We start from the raw sequence: 1,803 nt of genomic DNA, 5'->3' as shown, positions 1-1,803 counted from the left end.
GGCGATGGAGTGGGCGGGGCGGTGGGGGAGGCGGGGGCGGATGACGCGGAGCCACAGGAGGACGAGCAGGGCTCCGCACGCCGCGAAGGGCAGGACCGCGCCGAGTGCGAGGGCCAGCCAGCGCAGCAGCGTGACGAACACGTGCCAGCCGCCCGCCAGGGCGTCCACGAAGCCGGGCGAGTCGTCGGCGGCCGCCGCCGGCGCGGGCTTCTCGTCCAGGGACAGGGTGATGGTGGCCAGGCTGGTGCGGTCCTTCAGGGACGCCTGCCGGGCCAGCAGCGCCTCCAGGTCCGCCTGGCGGCTGCTCAACTCACCCTCCAGCGTGACGACATCGCTCAGCTTCGCGGCCCGGTCCATCAGCGTGCGGATGCGGTCCACGCTGGCCCGCTGCGACTTGATGCGGCTCGCCACGTCCACGACCTGGTCGGTGACGTCCACCGCCTTGGCCGTACGGTCGATCAGCCGGCCCGCGCCCTGCAGCGCGGCGAGCACCTCGTCGTACTTCTCCGTGGGCACGCGCAGCACCACCCGGGTGTGCTCCCGGCCGTCGCCGTCCCGGCTGGTGGTCTCCTGGCCGACGTACCCGCCCGCGTCCTCGGCGGTGGTCCGCGCCTGCTCCAGCGCCTTGGGCACGTCCTTGACCTGGACGGTGAGGGACGCGGTGCGGATGATCGCGGTCGGGGTGAGATCGGGCGTCGCCCGGCCGGAGGACCTGGAACCGTCCGCTGTGCCGCCGGCGGCGTCCTTCTGCTGCGCCTTGGCGTCGCCGGCGGACTTGGCCGAGTTGCCGCCCGCGTCGTCGGCGGCGCTGCACCCGGCGAGGGCGAGCGAGGCGGCGAGGAGGACCCCGGCCAGCACCCGGCCGGGCCGGGCGGGTCGGGCGGAACGTAGGGAACGTGGTGTGCGCATGGGCGTACCCCTGAGGACGATGACTGTGTCGCGACTGCGACGGCGAGCCGCCCGGGAACGTTCGGGCGGCCCGGTTCCGAAGCGGTCACGGTCCGGACTCGGCGCGGACACCGGGGCGCGGCGGGGGTGCCGGCGGCGTTTGAGAGAGTGGGGGCATGAGCGCAACGGGTACGAGCACGCGGCATGTCGTCGTCATCGGAGCCGGCGTCGCCGGTCTCGCCGCCGCCCACCGGCTGCTGGCGCGCGGGGCGCGCGTGACCGTGCTGGAGGGCTCCAACCGGGTCGGCGGCAAGCTGCTGCCCGGTGAGATCGCCGGCGTCCGGGTCGATCTGGGCGCCGAGTCGATGCTCGCCCGCCGCCCCGAAGCCGTGGGCCTCGCCCGCGAGGTGGGCCTCGCCGAGCGGCTGCAGCCACCGGCGACCGCGAGCGCCTCGATCTGGACCCGAGGCGCCCTGCGCCCCATGCCCAAGGGCCATGTGATGGGCGTGCCCGGCACCGCCGCCGCACTGTCCGGCGTGCTCTCCGACGAGGGCCTGGCCCGCATCGAGCGCGACGCCGACCTGCCCCGCACCGAGATCGGCGACGACGTGGCCGTAGGGGAGTACGTGGCGGCCCGGCTCGGCCGCGAGGTCGTCGACCGCCTGGTCGAGCCCCTGCTCGGCGGGGTGTACGCGGGCGACGCCTACCGCATCTCGCTGCGCTCGGCCGTGCCGCAGCTCTTCCAGGCCGCCCACGCGCACGACTCCCTGACGGCGGCCGTCCGCGAGATCCAGGCCCGCGCCGCGGCCGCCCAGCAGACCGGGCCGGTGTTCATGGGCATCGAGGGCGGTGTGGGCAGCCTCCCGCTCGCGGTCGCCGATGCCGTGCGGGCCCGCGGAGCCCGGATCCTGACCG

The 1,803-nt window shown here is 75.8% G+C and carries 2 protein-coding genes; one reads left to right on the top strand and one right to left on the bottom strand.

Going from position 1 to position 1,803, the window contains the following annotated elements:
* Window positions 1-909, bottom strand: a 909-nt coding sequence (locus ACLU3S_RS36850) for a DUF4349 domain-containing protein (RefSeq protein WP_413956329.1), incomplete at its 3' end; no start/stop codon positions are given.
* Window positions 910-1,064: 155 nt separating this feature from the next.
* Between ACLU3S_RS36850 and hemG the strand changes: the two genes are divergently transcribed.
* A partial coding sequence (gene hemG, locus ACLU3S_RS36845) for a protoporphyrinogen oxidase (protein WP_413956328.1) occupies window positions 1,065-1,803 on the top strand: 739 nt, incomplete at its 3' end.

Source organism: Streptomyces sp. AF1A, assembly GCF_047340315.1.
Lineage (GTDB): Bacteria > Actinomycetota > Actinomycetes > Streptomycetales > Streptomycetaceae > Streptomyces.
The sequence above is the reverse complement of the archived record's forward strand: the minus strand, read 5'-3'. Positions and strand labels throughout refer to the sequence as shown.